This is a genomic window from Haloarcula amylovorans, from assembly GCF_004681185.1.
In the GTDB taxonomy this organism is placed as follows: Archaea; Halobacteriota; Halobacteria; order Halobacteriales; family Haloarculaceae; genus Haloarcula; species Haloarcula amylovorans.
Genome location: NZ_SRIF01000003.1, coordinates 102,869 through 123,138, shown reverse-complemented (window position 1 = coordinate 123,138; position 20,270 = coordinate 102,869). Strand labels below are relative to the sequence as shown.

Sequence of the window (20,270 nt, the reverse complement as noted above, 5' to 3'; positions counted from 1 at the left end):
CGGCGTTAACACGGACTAACCAACAAGCCCAAGGATATACAGCACACTGTTGGTTAGCAGATGAGCAACCGTTCCCACGTCGAAGCGGCACTTGCACAGCTCCAAGAAGTGAACAGAACGTCACTGGACAAAGCAGCAGCCACGACCTACGACCAGGCCATCGATCACGTCGAAACCCTTCTCGACGAACTCAACACAGCAACCATGGACGACCAGCCGACCGAATCCGCCGAAACACCGGACGAGTGGGACGACGATGAGTGGGAAGAGCAGCTCGAAGACGCGCGTGAGAAAGCGGAACTGCCGCCACCCAAAGGAACACTCACAACGAAGACGATCGACGGCCGTGACTACTACTACCTCCAGTGGCGAGATGGTGAAACTATCAGGAGCCAATACGTCGGCCCTGTCGACCCAGCTTGAACGAAGCGTGGGGTCATGAATAATCAGCGTCCCACCCCACTGGGCCGCTGTTAGCGGTCCAGACGACGCCACACTTCTTCGTAGTCGACGAACACGAATACAACCCAACCTACCTGACGAACTGGGAACTCACACACCCCTCGTCCAGAGTGAAAACCGAGGCAGAGTAGGCGTGGCAGTCCACGTGAAAGAAGGGTGGACTAAACATGAAGACGCCGAAAAAGACAAAGAGAAGAGCGATACCAACAGAAATCAGGATGTCAGTTATCTAAAGGTGGGAGGTGAGTTTCTCTGAGGTCGAACGAATGCCATATTCGTTCCGATGAATTAGCGGCGGACTAGCCGGCAGGCTGCTCAGCCTGCCGGGTCTTTTCTACTTGCAGCGGGTCCGCCGTCGATGTCGCGGTGACCAGCCGCAAGAACTGTCCCGCGTTCGTGAGGAGCTTGTTCTCCGCCTTTCGAAGATGTTCTTCGTACGTCGAACGAGCAACAGCCGTCTGGCCGGCTAGTTCCCGCAGTGACGTCTTCCGCGGTTGCTCGTAGTAGCCGCTTTCCAGCGCCAACTGAAGTGCTGCTAACTGCCGGTCGGTTAGGTTCTCAAATAGTTGATTCGCGGGGGCCAGCATACTGTGAGGAATCTGCGTCTCCGAAATCGAGGTTTTCGAGAGGAGTTCGATCTCCCTATCGGCTCGCAGGTTACCGAGTAGGTCCCGGATGTCTTCACTGTCGAACGCGACCACAGTGTAGTGCTCCCATCCCTGGCGGTATATCGTCGGTGACTGGTACAGACAGTTGTGTTGCTCGAAACGGTCGATGATGGATTCGTCAAGTGAACAGAGACAGGACTGTGTAACGACATGATACCCGCTGTCGTCCTCCGATTCGTGTAGAACGGTCCCCAGCTGACTGATCTCGTCGTGCAGTTCGTCAGTCGGTGTCGTCTCGGAGGAGATTTCGAGCACCTGGCAGTCGCTCAGTGGCCACTCACGGATGGTCAAGTCTGGGTGCCGTTCCGAGATCTCCCGGTACGGACACTCGTGTTTGACTCGAATTGAGGCCTCGTATAGACTCATACGAGCAATTTTGGTCTGACCAGAAATAACGGTGCCGGTCATGTCCGGCAGGGCGTATAAGCAAATGTACCTACTATTCTGGTATACCGATGCAGGAGATACCGCCAGAAGAACTCAGCGAACAGTTGCAAAACGGTGACGGAGGCCCGCTCGTTCTCGATATTCGCCACGAAGAAGATTTCGAGGACTGGCAGATTCCCGGCAGTATCAACGTCGACGTCTACGACGAATTAACTGAAGACCCTGACCAAGCGAAAGCGGCTCTCTCGGACCTCTCCCGTGAGGAGCAGATCGTCACCGTCTGTGCCGCAGGTGTTGTCTCGCAGACCGCAACGGAAGTTCTCCAAGAACTGGACTACGACGCGGTGACGCTCACTGACGGGATGAACGGCTGGAGTCGAGTGCATAGGAACGCTCCAGTTCCTGCTAACCTCGACGGGACGCTTATTCAGGTCGCACGTCCGGGGAAGGGCTGCCTCTCGCACGTCCTCATCTCGGACGGTGAAGCCGCCGTCTTCGACCCGTCGCACTACCTCGACGAGTACGAGGCGATTCTTGACGAGTACGATGCCGGGCTCGTCGGCGTTTTCGATACCCACGCCCATGCTGACCACGTCTCGGGTGCGGCTGAACTCGCGGACTGGCACGGTGTCCCCTACTACCTCCACCCGAAGGACGCACTCGCTTCGACGCGACGCCCCTCGAAGATGGACAGATTGTGACGGTCGGTCAGCTCGACATCGAGGTTATCCACACGCCGGGACACAGTGAAGGGAGTGTTTCGTTCGACATCGCCAGTGCAGCGCTGATCACGGGCGACACGCTCTTCCACGAGAGTGTGGGCCGCGTGGAACTCGGCGTCGAAGCCGGTATCGAAGACTCCGATGTCGAGGGGAACGCCGCGACACTCTACGAGAGCCTTCAGCGGTTGCTGGACCGACCAGACGACACACTGGTGCTGCCAGCCCACGACCCCGGTTCCCCCGAACCGCCAGTAACTGCGACGCTCGCCGAAGTCAAAGAACGGAACAAGGACCTCGGTCGCGACCACGAGGAATTCGTCCGAGAACTCGCGTCGGATATCCCAGATCATCCACCGAACTTCCAGCGCGTCAAGCGGACGAACGTCGGGCAGGAACCCGTTCCCGCCGATGAGCTGGCCGAGCTGGAACTGGGTCCAAACAACTGCGCAGCGGAGTGATCTATGCATACGGACACTGAAATCAAACAAGGAATCCGCGAGCACCTCGGGCAGTTCTCATTGCACGTCCTGCTGGTGTTCGCGACGGGCCTGACCATCGGGTCCGAACGCGCTGTCGTGCCCGTACTTGGCCGCGACGTGCTCGGCGTCGAGTCGCTACTGGTCATCGGGTCGTTTGTCGTCTCGTTCGGCTTCGTCAAAGCGCTCCTCAACCTCTACGCCGGCAAGTGGGGCGGCGAGTACGGTCGCAAGCCAGTACTCGTCCTCGGCTGGGCAACTGCCCTCCCGCTCCCGGTTATTCTCATCTTCGCGCCGAGCTGGGGCTGGATCACCATCGGAAACATCCTCCTCGGTATTAATCAGGCGTTGACATGGAGTATGGCCATCAACGCGAAAATCGACATTGCAGGTCCTGAGCAGCGCGGGCTCGCGGTCGGTATCGATGAGGCGTTCGGGTATACCGGGGTCGCCGCCGGTGCCTGGATTACGGGCGTTATCGCCGCTCGGACGAGTCTCCGGCCCGAGCCGTTCTACTTCCTCGCAATCGTGGTCGTGCTGGCGTTCCTCATCTCAATCTTCTTGATCAAGGAGACGGTCCAACTCGCGGAGGCCGAGATCGATGACGAGGACCACCACAACGCCAACCTCCCGTTTGTCGAGGTGCTGAAGCGGGCGACCTACGGTGACAAGACGCTGTTCGCTGCGGCACAGGCAGGGCACATCGAGAAGTTCGTCGACACGCTGTTCTGGCTCGCCGTTCCACTGTATCTCACAAGTCAGGGGCTCGGGATCGCAGCTGTCGGGTTCATTGTCGGCATCCACAGCGCGATGTACTTCCTTCAGATTGCAACCGGTGGCCTCGCGGACCGAATCGGTCGGCGTCCGCCAGTCGTCGCTGGAATGTTCCTCGCTGGCACAGGTGTCCTCGGGATGGTCCTCGTCGAGGGCTATCTCCCGTGGGCCGTGCTCTCCGGTGTATCCGGCATTGGGATGGCACTACTCTACCCCAATCTAATGACCGTTCCCGGCGACGCTGCTCATCCGACGTGGCGCGCAACTGGAATGGGCGTCTACCGGATGTGGCGCGATGCCGGGTATGGTGTCGGCGCAATCCTAGTGGGCCTCGCAATGGAGTTCGTGAACGCCGAGGCCGCGTTCTACATGATTGCGGCCCTGATGTTCGTCTCCGGGATAATCGTCTATCTGTGGATGGAAGAGACGCACCCTGAGTTCGGCACGCACGAACCACCTGCACCAGCAACTCCCACAACTAACCAACCAATCTCCGATGACTAATCTGGAACAATAGGCCATACATCACTTGGTTTGTCAGGTATTCGCCACACCCCGCTATCGAGGTGTCTCGTCTCGCTCGGGTGTCCTCGGCGTGTCCCGCGACGGTCGGGTGTCCCCCTATTGTCGCGTCGGTTTAGTTCCGAGTAGAGTGAGGACATAGAGGGTCGAAGCGATTTCGCTTCGAGGCAGAACATAATCGCCAGACGTCACGGCCCTGAGGTACTTCGAAGCGGGTTTCGAAGCGGCTTCGAAGCGGGATTTGGAAAAAGACGTTGTCCCCCGCTTTGAAGGCCGCTTCGAACCGGGATCAGTCGGGGTCAAACCTCGGGTCGAAAGAACCAGACCAGAGTCGTTAACTATCCCTAAGTAACCTGATACTCAGTCCCGGCGTCTTGGCGATAGTCGCCCCCGACGAGTGCGCCAACATCGGCCAGTTCGTCGATGCGCTTCGAGATCGTCCGCCGGGAAACGTCAAGACACTCCCGGCCATCGGCGGCCGCAAGGTCGACGGCTTCGGAGATGGTGACAGCCTCGCCATGGGCGAGGAGACAGTCGTACAGCGCACGGGCACCCTCGGAGACGTCGAGGTCCTCGGGGTCAGGATGGTCGCCCTCGATGGCAGTCTCTCGGTCTCTACGGAGGGACGTCAGTTCACCGTCCGCCCGAAGTGCGAGATCGGTCGCCACTTTGTCGGGATCGAGCACGACAAGGTTCCAGTCGTCGCGGTCGGGTGTCTCGTCATTGAATAGTCGCTTGGGAATCACCGGTTGCTTGACTGGCCGCCATGCCTCGGGGTCGTCAACGTCGCCCTCGATCTCGGGATACGCCTTGGCGTCCTCATAGATAGCGCCAACATCATCGAACGTCGCCAGCTCGCGGCTCTCGCTATCTGAGAGAATGTACGCCTCTCGGTCGGCGTCGAACCGCCACACACTGTTGTGTGCGTCTGCTGGCCGGAGCATACGGTCGCCGTCGATACGGAGGTCACGTCGATTGTAGAACCGTCGGTCACCCTCAGGATCGCCGCCAGCCAACAGCGGCGGGTCCGAAAGCGCTCCCTCCACACGCCGGGCGGCGTCGGGCCGGGCAATGAATAGACACCGTTCACCACGATCGACAGCCTGTGCGAGGTTCCTGATTGTCTGGCCTGGCTTGGTGCTCGTCTCGCACTCGGCCTCGACACTAACCGTCTCGCCGCCTGTCAGTCGGTCCAGCGTCGGGTAGTCCTCGGCGAAGTTTTCGGCCACCACGCGCGTCTCGGCCAGCGATAGCGCCTTGACGTCGACATCACGCATCGGTTCAGGAGTAGCGCGGGCATCTGGAAGATCACCGTTGCCGTCCTGCTGCACGATGTCGACGCAGAGACCAAGACGGGTCAGCGGAACGTAGCTATCTCGAAGCAGCTGCCGGTGTTCGAGCCCACCAGCATTCTCGTCGTCGCCGCTGGCGAACACCTCGCTCTGGCCGCGGTCGGTGGTTCGGAGATGCGTTTCGCCATCGCGATGATCCCGATCAAGAAGAGCTTCGGGGACTCGTTCGACGATGTCCCACACGTCGGCGATGCCGTCGCCCTCAGCGTCGAGATAATCGCGTATCCGGGCCTCAGCGTCGTCTTTCGGGACGAACCCACCGACCTCGGCGTTGTCGGCGTGGATGCTCTCGTCGAACACGGCTTTCAGCACGGCCCGCTCGCCGGTCTGGTCTCGTGGTGTTACCTAAATGCAGGCACTACTGTCCATCCTCAACGAGGCGTTCGAGAGAGCAAAGCGGCGATACAGCGCCGTTATCAGCAGCACCTACCGATCAAGACCAATCAGTTGCTCAATTTCCTCCGTCAGTGCCTTTTGATCACCGATGTGCACGGTAAGAACAGGGATTGGTGAGAGACGGACTACTTTCTCTGCAACACTCCCGAGTAGATAGCGTTCAAATCCGGTCTTCCCGCGGGTACCCATTACGATGAGATCGATATCGTTCTCCATCGCGTAGGTAATGATGACGACGGCGGGGTCGCCCCACCGTACTTCTTGGACGGCTTCACACTCCGCCTCAGTGACCTGTTCCGCAACTGCCCGAGTAGCGTCATACCCATCGCTTTCCAAGGCCGCATTCACTTGGTCTCGTGCATCATCGGGGACTGACATGTACGCACGCTCGTCCACGACATACAGTGAATGCACCCGTCCTCCAGATCCCTCCGCAATGCCGAGTGCTTGCTCTGTGACCTGCTCCATCCCGCTGCTTCCATCTGTCGGGATCAGAATTTCGTCGTACATGTCTAATCAAAGTAGCCATTGACACATAAGGATAGGGACAAATTGACTGTCCTACGCAGGTCAGACACGGCAGAATCCGCGATGACAGGATTACGATTGCAGGCGCATTCGCGCCGTTCTCTCACACACATATAGCTGAATGAGTGCATACGTCCGCCAGTCCTATGTATCTCAGCGATGTAGTTGAGAATGTAGTATGCTACCATATACCTCAAAAACTGATCGATCGGCCTTCGAGCGTGTCCGTGATGCGATACTCAACCGCAAAGATCCGGAATCCGAGGACGATCCAGTTGACCCAGGAGCACCGACACCAGGCTAACTAGTATAAGCCTCAGCTGACATGCCTCGAGTTTCGCTGGCACGCTTCCTCTGTCTGCTGATCAGAGTTAGGAACAACTTGAGGCGTGGGGCAGACAAGAAACCAGGAAACACCGGATTTCCGGTGAACGACATGGAGGGGCTGACAGCCAGGAGACAACGCCGAGAGACTAGTGTGTGAGTGACGTGGGACTGACAGACTGGCTGGATGTGTATTCCTCCGTGTTATCGTATGCAGCGGCAGCAGCCGCTGCTGGGCGGCAATGAGGGATGGAGAGATGCAGGGAACGGTAGTCCCGAATGGTACACCGATCGAGATGCGAGTACGAGAAAATTTCTATGAGCGTGTACCACATTTCCAGACGAGAAGAGCGACGGGGCTCTGACTAGATTCTACTTTGGCGTTTCAAGTCGTTACAGATCAATAGAGCCTGTTCGGGGAAAAACGGGCACCACTATCCCGGTGATAATTGACAGAACTAACACGCGTACCGCTGAAATCTGCCAGAGATAACGGACCGGATTAACTAAACTCGGATTGCCGGCAGGGGTGTCAGTAAGACTCGACCAGCACACCTTGAAAGCCCCACGGCGCTGGCGGTCGCTCAGCGACATCTCCTCACTGCGCTCGGAGAGGGGTCGCTGACGCGACTACAGCAAGCGCCAGCGCCGTGCCCCTTTCAGTCCCACCCGACCCAACAGCAGAACCCTTCGGGCCGCCCTCCCTCGCCGGAACGAGGATGCTCACTCCGTTCGCTGTGTTCCGGGCGCGGCCGGTGGCCGTGCCGGGCTTTCACCCATCCGGCACTCGGGCGGCCCCGCGGGATGCTCACAACTCCGCACCCGCACGAGATGTCCCCGTCGTTGAGGGCATCCCACCAATCCTCATTTATATACTATCGCCGCCAAAATCCGAAGTCAATAATCCGGTTCTTTAGCCACTCTATAGCTACTATATCCCATTTGAAGCAATACTATTCAGCCGTTGGTTTTAAGTACTGTGCACTCGTGAACTTATGTACGGAAAGACACGACACGCGGCGCTCACGAAGGCAGTTTCATGCCGCAGGAAATCGGGTGCTGAGACACCCGACAAGTGTCTTTCTGTAACCCTGAAAGACAATGTACGCTAACGACTCCGGCAGTAAGAAAGCATCGTCCGATATTGACCAGCAGCTGCAACTTGGTGCCCATGTCGAGGGCGGTCCCGAGCATCTTCTCCAAGAAGTCGCCGAGACGGCGAACGGCGACGAACTCGACTACCGCCCCAACCGCGGTAGTGACTCCCGCGGGAACTACTACGCTCGCCAGAACGATTACGACTGGACCCGCTCGACGGATGTCGCACCTAACCGCCGCCACGGCGAGACACTGGCCGCCCAGGAACAACGCCACGGCGAGGCAGCCGAACAGGCCCGCCATACCCAGACGGCCTGCGATGCCCACGGCGAGATCGACCGCGAAGCCTCGACCCGCCAGCTCACCGCCAGCGAGACAGAACACCCGGAGACCTTTGAGGCAGAGCCAGACCCACGTACCGAGATGGACGTCGACGTGCTGGCCGACGTGAATCAAGACGCTACCACGGTCAGCGACAAGACTGGCATCAGCACCGCCGCGGCAAGCCGTCTCGTCGCCGGTCACACGACCGACAGCGACTCACGCTTTGACGGTGTCTTCGGTGCGCTCACGGCCGCTCGTGCTGCGATGAACACCCCGGTCCCCGTTGCGGATATGAACCCCCACGGGTACGAAGCCACCATCGAAGGAACGGTCACGCATCTTATCGAGAACCCCGCCGCTCCGAATCAGTATCAGGTAGCCTACGTCGAAGACGACGACGGCGATACGGCGAAGGTGACTATCTGGGTGAAATCCATCCACGGTGGCACGATGGTTCGCACCCTCCATGAAGGCGACCGCGTGCGCATCTGTGCCGGCAAGCCCGGCGAGTACAACGGACTGAAGACGCTGGCCGTAACGAGCGACTCCACGCTGTGTATCCTCAAACGTGGCGATGGTCCCGCCCCGACTGGTGACTGTCGCGCTTCCTTTGGCTGTGCCGGTGAGAGTCCCCGACTGGCCCCGTGGGACGTGGAATCAGACGCTCATGCATGGGTGAACCAGATGGACATGGAGAAGGCTGTTAAGGTGACGCTAGCCGACTAGGCCGGCCTTCGGTCGGCGGCTTTGCCGTCAAGTCGAGCGGCTCGGTCGGCGTGGAGCCACCTCGTGCACACGGCATCGTCGCCGCTCACCGGCAGGGTGGGGTGACGACGAGCCAACCACGCGTACGGACTGTGACTGCAAACAGCGTTGAAGTGGTAAGCTGGGCTTGATATCGGGAGTGTTCGATTTGCTTTTGAGATATTCACATAGGCCAGCCAGCGGAGTGGTGAAAGATGCTTGGCTGGTTTTTCGCGGCGCTCAGTGCAGCGCGCGCCGCGCAGCAGTCCACCATGCTCACTTCGGTGTGCACGGTCCGATATATTTAAGCTGAACAGGAATTGCGGAGCGGTCTACTATCGAAGAGAAAACTGAAATAATTATGTGTGCGGTAGATATACTGCCGAGAAGTCCGTTGGTGAGTATACTCGTAGGAGCGAACTTAACAAGTGCATCATTTCAACAGGCAACTCTCATTGAGGCTAACCTACAGTATACTGACCTCACAGATGCTAGTTTAGTAAACGCAAATCTATCTGGCTCGGGCCTCCGATACACCGTGTTGACTAGTGCCGATCTTCGTAAAACTGGGCTGTCGCTAACTGAACTCAAACGAGTGGGTGCTGCTGTCTACAGTATGAAAATTTAATCGAATAATAACTTGATAAAATATTCCTATATTATACAACGACAGTTCTCAGGGACCATCATTGTAGAAGAATAAATAGGATTTAGTACTTCAAAGTCGAGGGTCCTGAAACGCGTCCTCATTATGTACCAAGTGCTCCCACAATGAGGATAGATCAGGTTCTGGATTTCCAATCAAGGCTTGCTCTCGGATTTCAATCGGGATACTCTCGAAGAGACTCTCAAACGCTATTGGATCCAAATTAGGAGATGAACCCTGCGCGTATTTTCCACTAGAATAGTATTTTACAATTCTGAAGTGTGGGTATTTACTAACAATCTCATTATCGTCTTCATCAGTAATCCACTTCATTCTGAAAGCTCGGTCTGAGCCATCTGGAAGCTCTTTTCTCGAAATATTCATATTCTTTTTATCCTCAATCTCTGCATATTCGTCGGTATCATAGAGAGCATCTACAAATCGTTGATAGGATATATTTTCTTCCCCAAAGGTAGCCTCACGAACCGGTCGGGGTAGTTGCGTCAGTAGATCTTCAAAAATATTAGTTCCCATCCATCCGAGTCGTGATTTTGTTACGTTAGTTGTATTTTCCCATGTGAGTGTAATCTCATAATTAGCATCACTATCTGGCTGAGCAATAGCTGGCCTCATCCAGAGTCGCTTATACGGAGGACCGTCATTTTGCGCAATAATGACTTCCAGCTGATCAAACCGTAAGGATTTGGCAAACTCATTCCAGAGATATTCATCTTTTTCAAGCTTATGCTGTAACTGCTCCTCAACATACTTTTGCGGTACACGGCTGGTAACTTCATTATACAGCTGTCCCCAAGTTAGAGTACCAGCTCGAGGATGTTCTGGCTCAGGTGGAATCTGCAGCTGGTGGCGGTATTTCGCCATTTGGGTTGGCTCAAGTTTGTCACTATAGGTCTTTACTTCAATACCAATGAAGCGTTTCTCTCCGTGATTATCCTGTAATACTAGCCACCCGTCAATGGTACTACTATTGTTCCGAGTTGGTCTTTCATCTGCCCCAACCTGCTCCCCGTAACGTGAGATGCCTAGTAGGTACCCTTTTGCACCATCATCAAGTGATTCAGTGATATCATCACTATTCAGTGAAACCTGCGTGTCAACTTTTTTGAGTTCGAATCCTTTCCAATCAACGCCTGAGAAGCCACTCGAAAGTAACCATTGAGCAAACGAACGATCAGTATCTCGTAGAATTGTCAGTAAATTCTTACTAGTATTGTTCTCAAGTTGGTGGAGGGTATCTTGTCCTGCATGTTGGTATAAGAATACGCTATTCCATTTTTGATCCATGACCTCAAAATAAAAATAGATATGACATATATCTTTCCAAAAACTTCGAGTCTCTCTGGGATTATTTTCCCAAGAGTAATATATAGTATTATATTCACTATATCGCACATATAGTCGATCTTAGCGTGGAATACTTGGTACGAGGAAGTATCTGGCATGTAGATAATTAAAATAATCTTACACATAAGATAAAAATAATAAAAAATAAATTATTTCTATTAGCACGGAATAACGCACTAATTAGAATTTTTCATTGTTCTGAGTCCGTTCTTATGTTCAGCTTCCTGGACTAGTCACATCTCCGCCACCGAAGAGTTGATGAAATCTCAATGTAGTGAATTCCATCACGAAAATTTGCATAGTCAATTTCAGCTCTCGCACGAGCCGTCAGCGGCCCTGTAGCGATTACAAGCCATTCAGTCCCAGCGGGTACCTCATACAGCTGATCTTGAATCATCGGCCACGTCACAGAATCTGTGTCTTCACAGTGGAACTGCATGCGGAGGTCCTTGTGGTCGAATCGTAGTTCGACCCCGTCGTCGCAGATAACCACTGTAGCAACTTCCGGCGACGGATTGAACGCATCACAATCACGCACCAATGCCAGCAAGACACCGGCCACGTCCGCATCGGGGAGGGCAGCAACTGTATCATTCAGCAGTACCGTGCCAGGGGACTCAGGGAGCGTTGTTGTTTCGACAGTGAAGCCTCTTTCCGAGTGAAAATCGGCGGAAAACACGAAGCCATCGTAGCAAGAAATACTATTTAAGACTTTAGTTTTTAGCAACTGAATAGTCAGACAAGGCGTTTGCTTGCGATTATCGGCAAAGACATAACTAAACCATCATACAGGCTGCCACGAGGTCGTGTCATGAAAATATACCCGTGGCTGGTACGGAAACTTATTTTCCGATTTGAATCGTGTATATCTGGCGGTTCTAGCGGTTTTCCGCAATGATTTGATTTCCTTAATTCGGTGCTGGATACAATTCCCAGTGGACGATAGATGTATATACTATAACTGCTAGAACCGCCAGCGATATATACAAGATTCTCATCAGACTGGCTGCATGTCGTCATCCAACGATTCTGGCCGGGTGTCCGCCACTCCTATCGTAAACTGGGAGATCAGGTCTACTGAAGTCATGACCTCGAGTAAGGGGGAACCCGATTCGACCCTCGCGCTGGCTTTGACACTGTTTCTTGAGAAGTTGGAGACCGACGACTGGAGTGATCGGTTGAAGTTCGCCGGTATCGCGCGAGACTATACGAACCTTGGTATCCGAGAAGTTGCGGGGCTTTTAGGTGTTCACCCGATAGCAGTCCGCGAGGCGCCGCCTGCCTCTGACCCGCCATGGGTGTTGCAGCATCCAAACGAACACAGTACCATTCGAATCCGTACTTGGACTGAAAACTAGGACACCAACCACACCACTCTCTGGAGGTTGTTCGGATAGGCGATTGACATCTTCCTCCGCCTGAAGACGGAGGAATCCCGACCGCGGTTGGGACAAGTCATGAAGGTAGACTGCGGGCTGTGCCAACCACTGCTACACCTATCCTCAGACAACTGCCCGGAAGGCTCGGAGTTATGGTGGATGTTCTCCGCCCCGTTCTTGTCAGTGTTGAACGCCGTATCGCACGCCTCACAGACTTACTGGTTAGGTTCGACACACTGACTGTCGTCTTCTCTCCCGCAGACGCAACACGCTTTTGGCGTATTATCTTTGGACAGTACCGACACCGGTAATTTCAAATCGTGCGCCGCCTGCAGGCCCCTCACAAAGGTTGATTGTCCAGCCGTGTGCCTCAACGACTTGTTTGACGATACTTAATCCAAATCCGGTTCCCTGTGGGAGCGTCGAGTAGCCAGACGTGAACACATCGTCACGTTCGTCTGGCGGAATTCCAAGCCCCGTATCTTCAACGTAAAAGCCATCGGGAAGATCGCCGACGGTAACGGTGACGGTCTCGCCACCGTGTTCAACCGCGTTGCGGATGAGGTTCTCGAACACCTGCTTGAGCCGACTTACATCCGCACGAATAGTGTGTGTTCCCTCGATGGCAAGTGTGGCATCGGCTGTCTCTACATTTTTCCAGCAGGTCTCTGCGAACTCCGGGAGTTCGAGTTGGGTCACCTCGATAGGCGCATCATCTGTGCGAGCTAGAGTGAGTAACTCGTCAATCAAATCCGCCATTCGAGTATGGGCCCGGGCAATCTCGTCGAGATGCTCGCTCTCACACTCCGCTCGTGCGAGCTCTAATTTGCCCGACGCAACAGTAAGCGGATTCCGAAGATCGTGCGAAACGACACTCGCAAACTCCTCGAGTCGATCGTTTTGTGTGGTTAGCTCTTGTTCACGAGCCTGAAGCTGTTCGGTTTTGTCTACTTGTTCCAGCACTGTCGCGATAGTGCCAGCGAGGAGTTCACCAAGGAGCAGATCCTCGTGATCGAATGCCGCAGGTGTTGGAGAGCCAGCCATGAGGATACCAACAGTCCCAATTGGAACTTGAAGCTCGCTTTGGATGGGTGACTCCGGGTTATGAATATCGGGATCACTCTGAACATCATCGAAGGCGACTGGCTCGCCTTGCTCGTATGTCCGCCATGCAATACCATTACCGGGCGTGAACGTTGGTGGTTCACCAATCAGGTCGTAGACCATTTCGCTTGCGGCAATCGGCACCAGCGCATCCTGGTCTTCGTCATACAGGTGGATCGCGCTCGCGTCGAGATCAAGGATATCTGTCGCAACCCGCACACCAATCTCGGCAACAGCTTCCTGTGTATCAGCTGCAAGCAACTCCCGCATCGCCCGATTCAGCGCTTTGAGCCGCTGGGTCAGTACCTGGAGTGCTTGTTCCTGTTGGATACGGTCGGTAAGATCACGATAGACCCAGAGATGGCCGTTTCCGTTCGGGAGATCAAGTGGGCGATAACTTCGTTCAAACGTCCGACCGTCTGGTCGGGCTAATTCCTCGTTGTTCACCGGCTCACGTGCCGAAATGATTTCTGCGATTCGGTCAACAAATGTCTCGGAGGCAAACTGATCACGAATAGTCGTCGCCATACGATCACAGTCTGAGCCGACAAGGTCAGATGGCGAGTCAGAGAACTCGAATAGCTCAACCAGTTGTTGATTCGCGGCCATTACAGCTCGTGTTTCGTCCTCAGCCAAGACGCCGACTGGGAGCGCTTCAATGAGAGTTGCAAGCAGCGTGTTCACTTCTTCAAGTTCCTGTTCACGCTCCTTGTGGTCGGTAATATCAGTGATGAAGCCCTCGACACTATCGTTCCCCCACGTTGGTGCTTGGACTGCTTGTCCTCGTTCCCAAACCCACTTCGTGGTTCCATCGGCAGCCCGAATTCGATAGGTTACTTCAAATGTATCCTCAGTCTCAAGTGCCGCCTGAACCCGTTCCCAGACGCGGTCCTGATCGGCGGGATGAATCACATCCTCGCCCCACGCGACGTCGCCATTTTCGAGTGCCGATGCAGTATAGCCAGTCAGCGATTCACAGGCACCCCGGATGAACTCCATCGGCCATGCTTGCCGATTTTCACACCGGTATGCAATACCCGGTAGATTGCCACTGAATGTTTCTAATTGGCGTGTGTGCTCGACACGGCCGGTCACATCAGCTGCCATATTGATGAGTCGAGACACGTTCCCTGCGTCATCTGTAATGGAGATAATGCGGTTGCGGACCCACCGGATGTCCCCATCTGGGCAGATAATTCGATATTGCTCATCAAAGTCACCGACAGGCACCTGCTCGAGTGCTGCCTCGATTCGCTGCCAATCGTCTGGATGGATATCTCCAAGAACGACCGTCGGATCAGCAGAGAGCATTTCACTGGGCTGTTCCCAGCTATCCTCGTACGCTGGATCCACATAGAGTATCTCATCACTGACGATATCAGCTATCCAGACGACTTCGTCGAGATGGGTTGCTAGCTGCTGCAATCGCGTCTCTTGTTCAGGTGACGCTGCTTCTGTGGTTGGCTGGTCCGAGATTTCATGTAAATAGCCAATAAAGCGACGATCACCGTTTTGTTCGAATGTACTGTACTGCAACAGAACTGGGACCGTCTGTCCATCTTTGTGTTGGGCAGTAAACTCTACTTCTGATCCGCTCCCGGCTGAGCGGTTTGACTCGACGCATTGCTCGACTGCAGCGAAAGAGACATCCTGATATCGGTCCGGTAGTATCGTCACTATTGGCATCCCTTCCAGCTCAGCAGGCGAATATCCCAGCAAGTCATTGACGGCCTGGTTTGCAAAGCGAATCTGACCATCAGCAGCGATCGTGAGTATCGCATCCTCAGAATGTTCCAGAATCGTCCGTAACTGCATACGAGTGTGTGCGGCCTCTCGCTCAAGCCGGTAATGGTCAGCAGCGTTCGTAATTCGATTCGCTAATATCGTGTACTGTTCTGTTCCATTGCCTTTCTGCAGGTACTCCGTCACGCCAGCAGATATGGCCTCACTGGCTACCGCTTCTGACCCTTTACCTGTAAAGAGAAGAAATGGAATATCGGTCGAGATGTCACGAATGGTCTCTAACAGCTCAACTCCGTTTTGGTCTGGCATATCATAGTCTGAAACAATACAGTCGAACGCCCCATCACGGAATTTCTGCAGTCCGTCATGGGGATGTGTTGCAGTTTCGACCGTAATCTGGGTTTGCGCTCGTTCAAGGAATGTCGCGGCCAGATCCGCAAAATCAGGATCATCATCGATATGTAGAACACGTATCAAATCACCCATACAGCATCATTCGAATGGGCTTATATAAAGCCCATCCGCAGAATATCAATTTGCAGAATTAGACAATTGGGAGTCCATATTACAGAAAGTCAAGGAGAAAGCCCACGACTGTAGTCGTGGGTGGATGTCAACCGTCGCGACGTCCCTCTGGCAGGGTTGAAGGGGGCTAGGTGTAACAGGCGATGGTGGTCCAGACGGGCCATCAGTGCGGTCATTGCGGGTTGGGTCGTATAGCTCACCGATCTCAACGTGCTCGCGAGGGACACTGTTCGGGATGCGCTTTTCGATTAAATCATAATCCTCGCTACCGCGGTGACTCCACCGCCGGCGAAGAGCATCCCATTCTTCGCGGCCCAAGTCATCGATGTCGACACCAAGATCGGCCATAGCTGCGTGAACGGCCTGCGTGTCGATACCTTGAAACCACACACCGGCAGGAAAGTTGAGCCATTTAGTTATACCACTATGCACGAGCTTGACCCGGACGCCGGCTACATCCGCCGCGCCGCGGACATGCTCGACACGGTCGGTCACCTCAAGAATGGTATCAACAGCGTCACTCATCGCCGTACTCCTCCAGGAGTCTGGGCGCTACCTGAGAGAGTTCATGAGCGAAGGCTCGGTAGTTTTCTTCCGCCGCTGTGGGATCGTAGGCGGTGTATCTTTCGACCCGTTGGGCGATCTTGTGCATGTGGCACCGCGTCGTCTTCGGGGACATATCCGAGCAATTCGACGTCAAGGAACTCTGCGACATGGTCCGCACCGGGAGAAGTTCCCGTTCCGGCTTTTGTGAGAATGAGCCCACAGACTGGCATCTCAGCTCAGTCAGCAAGTTTCTGAGTGTTTCCGACGTTGCGTAACCTATCTAATATCAATTCATAAACTGTCGTATAAGATGAGCATATTTGCTCAAATATTCAATAATCCATTAAATATGAGAGAATCAGTATTAGATTCTGTCTGAGTCCAGATATCAGGTCTCTGAAGCCGTTTATCGCCGTATATTATGTCTATTCGGCAGAGGGTAAAAGCTATAGCATATATTCTATTTCTAGTCTATGTAGCGATTGGTTGTGAATATTCGAGACCAAGATGTATGCTTCCATGACTTTATTACGATAGACGATATTCTTGTACGCAGAACTTCCTACCATATGGCCCCGCTCAATGAATGGGAGCCAGTACCAGTCGATCCTGGCACCAATATACTCTGTCTCGCCTCTATCTTCGAGGGGTCCGGCTCCAAAGCCTGTATGCAGCTACACGCTGTCGAACCGCCGGAACAGGTTGCTGCTCTTGTAATCACATACACTCAGTCGCCACGTGAGCAGTTGGCGCTCTATGAGAACCATTTTGACCGCTTCCCGTCGAGAACTGAGATTCTCCACGTTGGTGGCGATCGGCGGCCGATTACTGTCCCGTTCGACGATACGGCCGCCAGTGAGGTCCATGGGGAGGTCACAATCAAACCGGTTCTGTCCGCAACTGATCTCACTAGTCTTGGGACACTCATCACAAACCAACTTGATACCTGGCAAACGACGGTCTCTGATCATCAAATTGTAGTGTGTTTTCAGTCAGTGACGGATTTTCTCCAGTACAATAGCCTGCAGGCAACCAAACGGTTTCTGACCGAAGTGATCAAACGATGCGCTGATACCGCTGCTATAGCGCACTTTCACATGGACCCGAAGGCTCATGACGATCAGACCATCGATGCCCTTCGTCCGCTCTTTGACGTGGTTTTGGAATGCTAGAAGACGTCGCGAGTGAACCGTCTCGGGTTAATGTTATTCGAGAGAACGATGGATTCTCGTCAGCATGAATGGTGACGCTGCTACAGACAGCTATGAGGTATTCGGCCTTCTTGGACTGAAAATATCGGTGTCAGGCAAGGAAATACCTCAAGAAGACTCGCTGCTGAGTTGCTTCAGTTCCTTTTCGACGAGTTCATCTTCAATTCGTTGTTCCTCTTGTGGGTCAGTATCTGTGCTCTCGGAAACCGTCTCACGGCGTCTAGCAAAGACAGTAGTAACACGTCGTAGCAACACATAAACTGTCGCACCAGTCGTTATCGCTACTGCTGCATAGGCGAGTAGGAGAGCTTCTGGGCCAAGTAGCTCCAACAATAGTGGCCGTGCAAGCGCGAGGAAGACGATAACGGTCACAAGTGCACTTACAGTTAGGGCGGTCAAGCGTCCCATGATGATTCTATCGGGCTATTGGCGTTTCAGCCCTTTGACTGTTTTTGGGTTGTCTGTGTTCCCCTGTATCTAGTATGTAGGCAAGAATCTACTTGGCTCCGAGAGGGTTCACAGGCGATCGGTAGTTTCGATTGTCAGTGTATGTTCAGTCGCATCTTGGTGACGTTCCGCTTTCGATTCCGCTGCGATTCGTGATGGATGGGAGCCGATCTGTCCACACTCCTCACAGGTAACCTCGTACATGTACTATCCAGAGAGATCCATGATTATTAATAATTCAGAAGCTACCAGCGTAGAGCCGTATTTGTGAGTTGGTAACTAACCACAAATAGACGTAGACACCATCTTCAAATCGTAGCGACTGTCTGAAAATGTCGTATACGGTGACTATTCTTTACCTAGTATTACACTGGGCTAACTATGCCAGGTATTACCATAGCGGCAGGGGGTGAAATCCCGAGTACCGAAGAGAGTAAGATGGCTCACCGCTCGGGCATGTACGACGATCGATACACGTTCGAGTCTCGAGATGAGCGGGATATGCGGCTCATGACAACGCTCTATCCAGCATATCCATTCGAGCAGTATCAGCTCGAAGACGTAACGATATACGTCGAGGGCGTCGTTTACAATCGCGATGCACAGACACTCCGAGACGAACTCGAACAACGGGCCACTCAACAAGAGAAGTCACTGACCGATTCGAAGTGGCTTCGCTCACTCGACGGCGAGTTCGTCTTCTACGTGTATGACGCTGCAGCATCCAAACTAGTAATCGTCCCAGATCTTCTCGGACAGCTCCCGCTGTTCTACGCGACGAATACGGAGTATGCACTTGTCGGGCGTAACAAGCCGATTCTGGCTCGTCTTAGCGGCTGTGAGTCTTTCGATCAGATGGCTGTCGCCCAGTATCTCCGACTCGGGTACGCATTGACAGACCGGACGCTCTATGCCGATATTCGTCGGCTCCCGGAAGGCCACCACCTCCAAATCAATATGGAGACGGGCGACCTCGCCATGCACCAACACTATGAGTTCGAGCTGGGAGGGGAGCCAAACGCCAGTAACATCAGCAAAGTGAATGCACGTGAACTGGCAAGCCGGTTCACCGATGCGTGCCGCCGTCGTGCCGAACGCTGTCCTGGAGCGAACGTCGTCTTGCTGAGCGGCGGTCTAGATTCTCGGGCAATTCTCGGTGGCTTTGAACATTGCGACGCTGACTACCGCTCGGCGACGCGAAACTTCGAACACGATTCGCAGGCCGATATCGACCTTGCTGGAGAGCTAGCAGCCGCCGTCGAGTCCAACTGGCAACTGCTGTCGACGCCAGGCCCGACTGGCACTGAGCTCATTGATCACCTCAACATGACAGCTGGCACCGACCCATTCAGTATCGCACATATGCAGCCGTTTCTCCGCCGCGTGCAAGAGATGATTGAGGGCCCGCTCTGGTCATACACAGGGGACGGCGGGGACAAACTCATTCCAGATCTCTCACCGGTCGTTGAGTTAGAGTCGCCGGCAGCGCTCGTCGACTACATCCTCGACTCGGAAGCGAAATTTAGTGCCAACGACGTCGAGCAAATGACTGGCGTCAGCGAGGCCGCAATCCGCACAGAGATCCGAGAGACAATCCGCGACTACCCTGAATCGTCGCTCGCAAAGAAGTTCGTCCATTTCGAACTATTCCAGCGGGCGTTCGCGTGGCTGTTCGAAGCGACGGATACGAACCGGAATTACTTCTGGACGACGTCGCCCTTCTATGCGATCGACTTTGTCGAGTATGCGATGGACTGTCCCGACGAGCAAAAGCGCAGATATCGCCTTTACAGTGAATTCTTGCAGAGCCTCGACGCGGAACTGGCATCAGTTCCGAACGCGAACTTCGGTGCGCCACCGACAAGTCGATCGCATGAACTGCGAGTGGGACTGTACAATGCCCTACAACGCCATCCCGGCGTCTTCGAGACCGTCAAACCGACTATCAAACGCATCCTCGGGCTCAGCAGTACCAGCGACCCTGATCCAACAATTCTCACCTGTCTGCGGCAGCAAAACGCCCGGAATTCACAGCATGTCGTCGAGCCACAGGGTATCGAACAAACTGTCCTCGCGAGTCCGGAGTCCTATTCGCGAGGCGAGCTCTGCCATGTCCTAACGCTGCTATCGCTGATCGACAGTCACCGGGATGAACCCGTGTTACATGAGTACAGCACCACAGAGTTCGCCTGAAACAAGAATTGACTGTCGTCTACAGCGAAATTTCAGTTTATAGAAACTACAACGTGAATACATTCATCTACAGATGGCAATATTGGTTCATTCGGCTCCGGTGAATCGCCAAATGGCGCCGAGTTAAGTCGTCTTAGCATCCTGGTGAATGGTTCCATTTGCTTCGCCAGTATGGACGCTGGAAAACTGTAGTCAGATTTCCCCAAGTGTCACGAATCAAGTCGCCGGCTCTATTGCCGGAAGTCACTGCAGTCTCCCGATTCACCAAAGCCACTATTCAGAATAAGACCAACTTATCGAAAACCCGGCTTAGAACAATCGTATATTACAATTA

Annotated in this window: 14 protein-coding genes and 1 pseudogene; 8 read left to right on the top strand and 7 right to left on the bottom strand. The window is 54.1% G+C overall.

Annotated elements, in window-relative coordinates:
• Positions 1–60: 60 nt before the first annotated feature.
• Positions 61–423 carry a hypothetical protein gene (locus E4S61_RS15085; protein ID WP_135304796.1) on the top strand — a complete coding sequence of 121 codons (363 nt, stop codon included), beginning with the start codon at positions 61–63 and terminating at the stop codon, positions 421–423.
• Positions 424–595: 172 nt separating this feature from the next.
• Positions 596–718, top strand: a complete 123-nt coding sequence (locus tag E4S61_RS26555; RefSeq protein WP_280663815.1) for a hypothetical protein — start codon at positions 596–598, stop codon at positions 716–718.
• Between the two features lie 43 nt (positions 719–761).
• Here E4S61_RS26555 and E4S61_RS15080 read toward each other — a convergent pair whose 3' ends face one another.
• Positions 762–1,496 (bottom strand): helix-turn-helix domain-containing protein, encoded by a 735-nt coding sequence (locus tag E4S61_RS15080; protein WP_135304795.1) that lies wholly within the window; start codon positions 1,494–1,496, stop codon positions 762–764.
• An 89-nt stretch (positions 1,497–1,585) separates the two neighbouring features.
• On the opposite strand from E4S61_RS15080, the pseudogene E4S61_RS15075 reads away from it, so the two are divergent.
• Positions 1,586–2,697 (top strand): annotated as a pseudogene (locus E4S61_RS15075) (MBL fold metallo-hydrolase).
• Between the two features lie 3 nt (positions 2,698–2,700).
• A complete protein-coding gene (locus E4S61_RS15070; protein WP_135304794.1) occupies positions 2,701–3,993 on the top strand; it encodes an MFS transporter in 1,293 nt (430 codons plus the stop codon).
• 362 nt (positions 3,994–4,355) lie between these two features.
• On the opposite strand, the gene E4S61_RS15065 is transcribed toward E4S61_RS15070, so the two are convergent.
• Together E4S61_RS15065 and E4S61_RS15060 are read right to left on the bottom strand one after the other, a co-directional pair.
• On the bottom strand, positions 4,356–5,675 hold the full coding sequence (locus E4S61_RS15065) for a hypothetical protein (RefSeq protein WP_135304793.1): 1,320 nt from the start codon (positions 5,673–5,675) through the stop codon (positions 4,356–4,358).
• Positions 5,676–5,789: 114 nt separating this feature from the next.
• Positions 5,790–6,269, bottom strand: a complete 480-nt coding sequence (locus tag E4S61_RS15060) for a universal stress protein (RefSeq protein WP_135304792.1) — start codon at positions 6,267–6,269, stop codon at positions 5,790–5,792.
• A 1,443-nt stretch (positions 6,270–7,712) separates the two neighbouring features.
• Between E4S61_RS15060 and E4S61_RS15055 the strand changes: the two genes are divergently transcribed.
• Both E4S61_RS15055 and E4S61_RS26680 read left to right on the top strand, forming a co-directional pair.
• Positions 7,713–8,759 (top strand): single stranded DNA-binding domain-containing protein, encoded by a 1,047-nt coding sequence (locus E4S61_RS15055; RefSeq protein WP_135304791.1) that lies wholly within the window; start codon positions 7,713–7,715, stop codon positions 8,757–8,759.
• Positions 8,760–9,138: 379 nt separating this feature from the next.
• A complete protein-coding gene (locus E4S61_RS26680; RefSeq protein WP_135304790.1) occupies positions 9,139–9,405 on the top strand; it encodes a pentapeptide repeat-containing protein in 267 nt (88 codons plus the stop codon).
• Between the two features lie 90 nt (positions 9,406–9,495).
• On the opposite strand, the gene E4S61_RS15045 is transcribed toward E4S61_RS26680, so the two are convergent.
• From E4S61_RS15045 to E4S61_RS26180, 3 genes are all read right to left on the bottom strand, one after another.
• On the bottom strand, positions 9,496–10,728 hold the full coding sequence (locus E4S61_RS15045) for a hypothetical protein (RefSeq protein WP_135304789.1): 1,233 nt from the start codon (positions 10,726–10,728) through the stop codon (positions 9,496–9,498).
• A 289-nt stretch (positions 10,729–11,017) separates the two neighbouring features.
• Positions 11,018–11,467, bottom strand: a complete 450-nt coding sequence (locus E4S61_RS15040; protein WP_135304788.1) for a hypothetical protein — start codon at positions 11,465–11,467, stop codon at positions 11,018–11,020.
• A 982-nt stretch (positions 11,468–12,449) separates the two neighbouring features.
• Positions 12,450–15,500 (bottom strand): hybrid sensor histidine kinase/response regulator, encoded by a 3,051-nt coding sequence (locus tag E4S61_RS26180; protein ID WP_135304787.1) that lies wholly within the window; start codon positions 15,498–15,500, stop codon positions 12,450–12,452.
• A gap of 1,154 nt (positions 15,501–16,654) precedes the next feature.
• Here E4S61_RS26180 and E4S61_RS15025 point away from each other — a divergent pair.
• Positions 16,655–17,257 carry a DUF7504 family protein gene (locus tag E4S61_RS15025; protein WP_135304786.1) on the top strand — a complete coding sequence of 201 codons (603 nt, stop codon included), beginning with the start codon at positions 16,655–16,657 and terminating at the stop codon, positions 17,255–17,257.
• A 147-nt stretch (positions 17,258–17,404) separates the two neighbouring features.
• On the opposite strand, the gene E4S61_RS15020 is transcribed toward E4S61_RS15025, so the two are convergent.
• Entirely contained in the window at positions 17,405–17,704 is a 300-nt protein-coding gene (locus E4S61_RS15020; protein ID WP_135304785.1) for a hypothetical protein, read from the bottom strand.
• Between the two features lie 540 nt (positions 17,705–18,244).
• Here E4S61_RS15020 and E4S61_RS15015 point away from each other — a divergent pair.
• The gene (locus E4S61_RS15015; RefSeq protein ID WP_167768520.1) at positions 18,245–19,936 is read left to right on the top strand and encodes an asparagine synthase-related protein; all 1,692 of its coding nucleotides are present in this window, start codon (positions 18,245–18,247) and stop codon (positions 19,934–19,936) included.
• Positions 19,937–20,270 lie beyond the last annotated feature (334 nt).